Raw genomic sequence first — 5,751 nt, 5'->3', positions numbered from 1 at the left:
GCTGTCGCTGGAGCAGATGCGCCGCGTGTTCGGCCTGCCGGAGATGCGGGTGCCGATCAACGACAGCTTCAACGTCGTCTCCATTCCCGAGCTGTCGGTCTACAGCCGCCGCGACCGGGTCGGCGTGGCCGAGTTCTCGGGCTTCCTCTACGAACCCAGCACCGGGGCGCCGCTGGGGGCCGTCATGCCGATGACCGGCGAGTTCCGCATCCGCAGCCACAAGCTGCTGATGATCGTGGCTTGGGGCCAGCAGAGCGTCGAGCCGGGCGAACGCGACCCGGGCGACAGCTGGCGGGAGTTCTAGGGCCTCCTGACGCCGCCGCGGCTTGCGCCCCGGCGTGCGAGCGGTGATGGTCCCGGGCTGAAGTGTCCGGGAGGGTTTCCATGCGTCGTCTGCTCGTTTCCACCGTCTGCGCCGTCGCTGTTCTGGCGGGCGCGCCCATCGCGGTTCTGGCCCAGGAGGCCGGGGCTCCGGCGGCCGCCGCGCAAAGCGAGGACGCGCGGCTGGCGGCCTTTTTCGAACAGGCGTTTCAGGAGCAGATCGCCCTGTCGCCGCAGACCATGACCGCGCTGGGGATCAAGCGGGACTACGACAAGCTCAACGACACCACCGACGCCGCGGCGGAGCGGGCGCTGGCCCTGTCGGAGAGCCAGCTGGCGCGGCTCAACGACGAGTTCAATCCGCGGACCCTGAGTGACGAGAGCCGGATGTCGTGGCGGCTGTTCGAATACGGGGTCGAGCAGGCGCGGCTGGCGAACCGCTGGCGCGATTGGGGCTATCAGTTCGCGGCGAACGGCAATCCGACCACCGGCCTGCCGGTGTTCATGATCAACAACCACCGGGTCGACAGCGTCAGCGACGCCGAAGCCTATGTCTCGCGGCTGAAGGACTCGGAACGGGTCATGGGCGAGATCGCGGCCGAACTTCGCCAGCGGGCGTCGGCGGGGGTGATCTCGCCGAATTTCGTGTTCGAGCCGTCGATCGCCAACACCCGCAACATCATCGCCGGCGCGCCGTTCGACGACGCGGCCGACAATCCGGTCTGGGCCGACCTGCAGAAGAAGGTGGCGGCGCTGGAGGCCGATGACGCCACGAAGGCGCGGCTGCTGGGCGAGGGCCGGGCGGCGCTGACCGGCGAGTGGAAGCGCGGCTATGAGCATGTGCTGGCGGCGCTGGCCGAGGTGCAGGCCCAGGCGGCGGCCATGCCCGACCGGGACGGCGGGGTATGGCGGCTGCCCCAGGGCGAGGATTACTACAACGCCCGCCTGCGGCTCTCGACGACGACGGACCTGACGGCGGACCAGATCCACGAGATCGGGCTGGCCGAGGTCACGCGGCTGCACGGCGAGATGCAGACGATCATGGACCAGGTCGGGTTCGAGGGCTCGCTGCAGGAAATGTTCGCCCTGCTGAAGACCGATCCACGCTTCCAGTATCCGAACACGCCGGAGGGCAAGGAGCAGTATCTGACCGACAGCCGCGCCTTCATCGCCCAGGTGATGGCGGCGGCCCCGCAGTGGTTCAGCGACCTGCCCGAGGCGGCGCTGGAGGTGCGGGCGGTCGAGCCGTGGCGCGAGGCGACGGCCTCGATCGCCTTCTACAACGCCCCGGCGCCGGACGGTTCGCGGCCGGGCATCTACTACGTCAACCTGTCGGACATGACCCAGGTGCTGAAGCCGCAGATCGAGGGCATCAGCTATCACGAGGGCGCGCCGGGCCACCATTTCCAGATCGCCTATGCCCAGGAGATGCAGGGCCTGCCGTCGTTCCGGCGCTTCGGCGGCTACGGCGCCTATGCCGAGGGCTGGGGCCTGTACGCCGAGCGGCTGGGCAAGGAGATGGGCTTCTACGAGGATCCCTATTCGGACTTCGGCCGGCTCTCGACCGAGCTGTGGCGGGCGGTGCGGCTGGTCACGGATACGGGACTGCACGCCAAGCGCTGGAGCCGCGAGGACGCCATCGCCTATTTCCGCCAGAACTCGCTGCTGAGCGAGCGCGACATCGTCAAGGAGGTGGAGCGCTACATCACCAACCCCGGGCAGGCGACCAGCTACAAGATCGGCGAGCTGAAGATCATGGAGCTGAGGCAGCGGGCGCAGGCGGCGCTGGGCGAACGGTTCGACATCCGCGACTTCCACGCCGTGGTGCTGGGCTCCGGCTCGGTGCCGCTGGACGTGCTGGAGGACCAGGTGGACGCGTGGATTGCGGCGGGGGGCGGGAGTCCCGACTAGGGCTCGGTCCCGCAGCCCCGTGGTTGGGCCGTGGGTGGCGGGAGCGTCCGTACCGTAAGCATTCCCTGTCCCGGGACTGCGGGCGGCGGCGGGTCCGCCGCCCTGAACAGTTCCGCCCGCTCCGCAGGGTCGAGGGTGTCGACAACCGCCTCGTTCCAGCGCTGGCCCTCATCGTCCTCGAGCGCCAGGGTGAAACGTCCTCCTGTTGTGATGGCATCAAGCAGGCCGGGGGTGGGGACGGCGCCGGGTCCGTTGGCGTTGTTGGCTCCGCTCGACCAGTCCTGGGCGCGTATGCGGCCGGCTGGCACCGCCACGCGATAGCCGCGCCAGACCTGGCCGGACGGGCCGATCACCACGGATTGGACCCAGCTCTCACGATCGCGGCAGTAATCGCCGAAATCCACCGTCCAGCCCACCCATCGCGGCGCACCGAGCTCGTCGCCCTCGGGTTTGAAGCCGATGGAAAGCGAGAACAGCGTCGGCCCGCCGGAACCGCCGGCCTCCAGGGAAACCTCGCCCGCCGGCTGTCCGGCGGTTCTTATCCGCATCTCGTGTACGGTTTGCGCCGCCGAGGTCGAGGTCCAGCCGAGCACGGCGATGGCGGCGACCAGCGGGAAGAGCGTGCGCGAAGAGAACGATGGGGTCATCGGGCGAGCTGACCCACCGATCCGACCTTCGTCAAGCGGATGCGCGTCGCGCTCCTCGCTCGCAGCTCGAGGGCGTTTCCTGTATGAGCGCCCCCGCCATGCCCTTCACCGTCACCGTCCTGACCATGTTTCCGGAGGCCTTTCCGGGGCCGCTCGGCGTCTCGCTGATCGGCACGGCGTGGCGCGAGAAGGGGCTGTGGAGCCTCGAAACCCTTGACATTCGGGGCTTCAGCGAGGATAGGCGCGGCTTCCTGGACGACACCCCCGCGGGTGGCGGACCGGGAGCCGTGCTTAAGGCGGACGTGGTGGCGAGGGCGCTGGACAGCGTATCCGGACCGCGACGGCCGCTTTTGTACATGAGCGCCCGGGGTCGGCCCCTGACCCAGGCGCGCGTCAAGGAATGGGCCAGGGCGGACGGGATCACCGTCCTCTGTGGTCGGTTCGAGGGGGTGGATCAGCGCGTGCTGGACGCGCGCGGGTTCGAGGAGGTCTCCGTCGGAGACGCGGTGCTCGCCGGCGGCGAGGCGGCGGCCATGGTGGTGATCGAGGCGTGCGTGCGATTGATCCCCGGGGTGCTGGGCCAGGCTGAAAGCCTGAGTTCGGAGAGCTTCGAGGACGGTCTTCTGGAGCATCCGCAGTACACGCGACCGCGGACGTTCGAGGGGCTGGAGATACCCGAGGTTCTGCTGTCCGGAGACCATAAAAAGGTCGCCGCATGGCGCGAAGAGCAGCGGCGAGAGACGACCCGGGAACGACGGCCAGACCTCTGGGCGGCGCATCTGGACAGGACGACCCATGCGGGCCCCGAGCCCGCCAAATCACAGGTAAAGAGCAAAAAAGCTCGAGGAGAATGACATGAACATCCTGCAGACGATCGCAGCCGAAGAAAAAGCCCGCCTCGTCGAGAAGCGCCCGATCCCGAACTTCCAGCCCGGCGACACGCTGCGGGTCATGGTCAAGATCAAGGAAGGCGAGCGCGAACGCATCCAGGCCTTCGAGGGCGTCTGCATCGCCCGCGCCGGCGGCGGGATCAACGAGAATTTCACCGTGCGCAAGATCAGCTTCGGCGAGGGCGTCGAGCGCGTCTTCCCGCTGATGTCGCCGAACATCGACGCCATCGAGGTCAAGCGCCGCGGCGTCGTGCGGCGCGCCAAGCTGTATTACCTGCGCGATCGCCGCGGCAAGTCGGCCCGCATCGCCGAAAAGCAGACCGTGCGCCCGGCCAAGGGCGTGGTGGTGCCGGAAACCGGCAAGGCCGAAACCCCGGCGGTCGACACCGAAGCATAGGCCGCTTCGCGGTGCTGAAATGACGAGGCCCCGGCGGAAACGCCGGGGCCTTTTTCATGGCCGCCGCATTTTGCCGAACAGCGATTTACAAAACGGGATAAAACCATTATGAGGTGTTTGTTGATACAACTTTAGGAGGCATCGATGAAGCGTCTTGTTGTTGGATTTTCCGCATTCCTCTCGCTCGCCGCAGTCCCGGCTGTTGCGGGTGACTACTGCATGACCTCGAATGACCTATGCCCCGTGGCACCCAATGATCTCGAGCAATGCCACCAGAGTTGCATGGGCGCATATCTGGTTCAGGCCACTTTCTGTACGGTGCTACCCTCCCCGTTGAATGCGATCTGTCATAGTGAGAACAGCATGAGTCTGGCACAGTGCATGCGTGACTGTAGATAACCCCGTCCTCGAATGGGCCTTGGCCCGGGTGGATGCGTCGGGCGGGCGTGACGTGTTTCACGTCCGCGTCGGCTCGCCACGCTACAGGGAGACGCCGTTCCCCGCCTGGCGGTGCGAGTTCATGATCGAAGGCCATTTCGAACGCGAGACTACGGTCGTCGGGGCCACCGCCGGGCAGGCGCTGGGTCTGGCCCTGAAAGTGGTCAGGTCGATTCTTCGGGACATCGCGGCGGAATCGACCCTGGTCGAGGCCGTGACCGGACAGCCTCTGAACGAAGATACGCTCGCGGACGCGATCCACTAGGCGGCGGGACGGGCCCGGCCCCGCCGGGAAGGTCTAGTGCGGGAATAGCGGGTTGGCGGCGTCGCGCTGGCCCTCGAGGCTGTGACGGAGGTCGTGAATGTCGTCGCGGCCCCGACTGACGCGGACGAAGGCGCGACGGATGGTCTCGCGGGTGGTGGCCGAGATCCGGCTGTCCTCAAGGGCCTTTTCGAAACGGGCGCGGACGGCCTCCTCGGCGCTCTCGACCGCGCCGATCATGCTGGCGTCGTCCCGCATCAGGGCGTGTTTGATGTCGGCGAAGGCACGCTGGGCCTTGGCGAGGACCGAACCCTCGGCGGCCGGGTCTCCGCCGAGAGCCCGGACGGTGGACTGGAGTTCCTCGGCCACCTGCCGGCGTTCGAAGCTGCGCCGCCCGAACAGGTCGCGGTGGCCGGGATCGGCCGCCTCGATCGAGGCCTCGCGGTAGCCGTCGGCGCTGTCGAGGGCGGTCTGGATCAGGTCGTTGAGGACGTGGACATCGTGGCGATTGGCGTTGGACATGACGGGATCCCCGTTTGGTCTGCCCTCTGAAACCCCGCCGTGACCGTATTGGTTGCCTGTGTCAGCCGGCCGGATCGCCCGCGCAGAGCGCGGCGAAGGGGGCCAGCGCCGCCGGGCGCGCGGCCTGAAGCTGGCCGACGGTCTGTTGGCCGTAGATGGCGCTGACCGGTTCGCCGCGCGCGAGGCGGGCGAGCAGATCCGCATCGGCCGCGCCCCCGGCGATGATCCCGTCGCCCGGGGCCTGGAGGTCGGCGGCGAAGGCGAAGGCCTCGTCGCCGGCGCCGACGGTCAACCGGTCCTCGCTGCCGATCCGCTCGAACTCCGGAACCGCGACCGTCATCTGGCCGTCGCGACAGGCCAGCG

The 5,751-nt window shown here is 68.1% G+C and carries 7 protein-coding genes and 1 pseudogene; 5 read left to right on the top strand and 3 right to left on the bottom strand.

The genetic code is table 11. The features are described 5' to 3' along the window. Together RDU12_RS11715 and RDU12_RS11710 are read left to right on the top strand one after the other, a co-directional pair. A pseudogene (locus tag RDU12_RS11715) lies at positions 1–304 on the top strand (hypothetical protein); the annotation flags it as partial. A gap of 80 nt (positions 305–384) precedes the next feature. Beyond that, the gene (locus RDU12_RS11710; protein WP_300290893.1) at positions 385–2,232 is read left to right on the top strand and encodes a DUF885 family protein; all 1,848 of its coding nucleotides are present in this window, start codon (positions 385–387) and stop codon (positions 2,230–2,232) included. Here RDU12_RS11710 and RDU12_RS11705 read toward each other — a convergent pair. Then, a complete protein-coding gene (locus RDU12_RS11705; protein ID WP_300290891.1) occupies positions 2,229–2,879 on the bottom strand; it encodes a hypothetical protein in 651 nt (216 codons plus the stop codon). The genes RDU12_RS11710 and RDU12_RS11705 overlap by 4 nt on opposite strands. A gap of 98 nt (positions 2,880–2,977) precedes the next feature. Between RDU12_RS11705 and trmD the strand changes: the two genes are divergently transcribed. The 3 genes from trmD to RDU12_RS11690 all read left to right on the top strand — a co-directional run bounded on the left by trmD (position 2,978) and on the right by RDU12_RS11690 (position 4,869). After that, complete coding sequence (gene trmD / locus RDU12_RS11700) at positions 2,978–3,733, top strand: tRNA (guanosine(37)-N1)-methyltransferase TrmD (RefSeq protein ID WP_300290897.1); 756 nt, start codon at positions 2,978–2,980, stop codon at positions 3,731–3,733. A 1-nt stretch (position 3,734) separates the two neighbouring features. After that, complete coding sequence (gene rplS / locus RDU12_RS11695; protein ID WP_300290889.1) at positions 3,735–4,166, top strand: 50S ribosomal protein L19; 432 nt, start codon at positions 3,735–3,737, stop codon at positions 4,164–4,166. A gap of 385 nt (positions 4,167–4,551) precedes the next feature. Continuing rightward, positions 4,552–4,869, top strand: a complete 318-nt coding sequence (locus tag RDU12_RS11690) for a DUF6968 family protein (RefSeq protein WP_300290887.1) — start codon at positions 4,552–4,554, stop codon at positions 4,867–4,869. 33 nt (positions 4,870–4,902) lie between these two features. On the opposite strand, the gene RDU12_RS11685 is transcribed toward RDU12_RS11690, so the two are convergent. Together RDU12_RS11685 and RDU12_RS11680 are read right to left on the bottom strand one after the other, a co-directional pair. After that, positions 4,903–5,388 (bottom strand): PA2169 family four-helix-bundle protein, encoded by a 486-nt coding sequence (locus RDU12_RS11685; RefSeq protein ID WP_300290886.1) that lies wholly within the window; start codon positions 5,386–5,388, stop codon positions 4,903–4,905. Positions 5,389–5,449: 61 nt separating this feature from the next. Then, the coding region (locus RDU12_RS11680; protein ID WP_308684730.1) for a hypothetical protein at positions 5,450–5,751 on the bottom strand (302 nt) is incomplete at its 5' end.

Source organism: Brevundimonas sp., assembly GCF_031082345.1.
In the GTDB taxonomy this organism is placed as follows: Bacteria; Pseudomonadota; Alphaproteobacteria; order Caulobacterales; family Caulobacteraceae; genus Brevundimonas.
The sequence above is the reverse complement of the archived record's forward strand: the minus strand, read 5'-3'. Positions and strand labels throughout refer to the sequence as shown.

Bases quoted from the DNA above. Each gene is read 5' to 3' on its own strand.
- RDU12_RS11710 (WP_300290893.1), top strand. From the start codon at position 385: ATGCGTCGTCTGCTCGTTTCCACCGTCTGCGCCGTCGCTGTTCTGGCG.
- RDU12_RS11705 (WP_300290891.1), bottom strand. From the start codon at position 2,879: ATGACCCCATCGTTCTCTTCGCGCACGCTCTTCCCGCTGGTCGCCGCC.
- trmD (WP_300290897.1), top strand. From the start codon at position 2,978: ATGCCCTTCACCGTCACCGTCCTGACCATGTTTCCGGAGGCCTTTCCG.
- rplS (WP_300290889.1), top strand. From the start codon at position 3,735: ATGAACATCCTGCAGACGATCGCAGCCGAAGAAAAAGCCCGCCTCGTC.
- RDU12_RS11685 (WP_300290886.1), bottom strand. From the start codon at position 5,388: ATGTCCAACGCCAATCGCCACGATGTCCACGTCCTCAACGACCTGATC.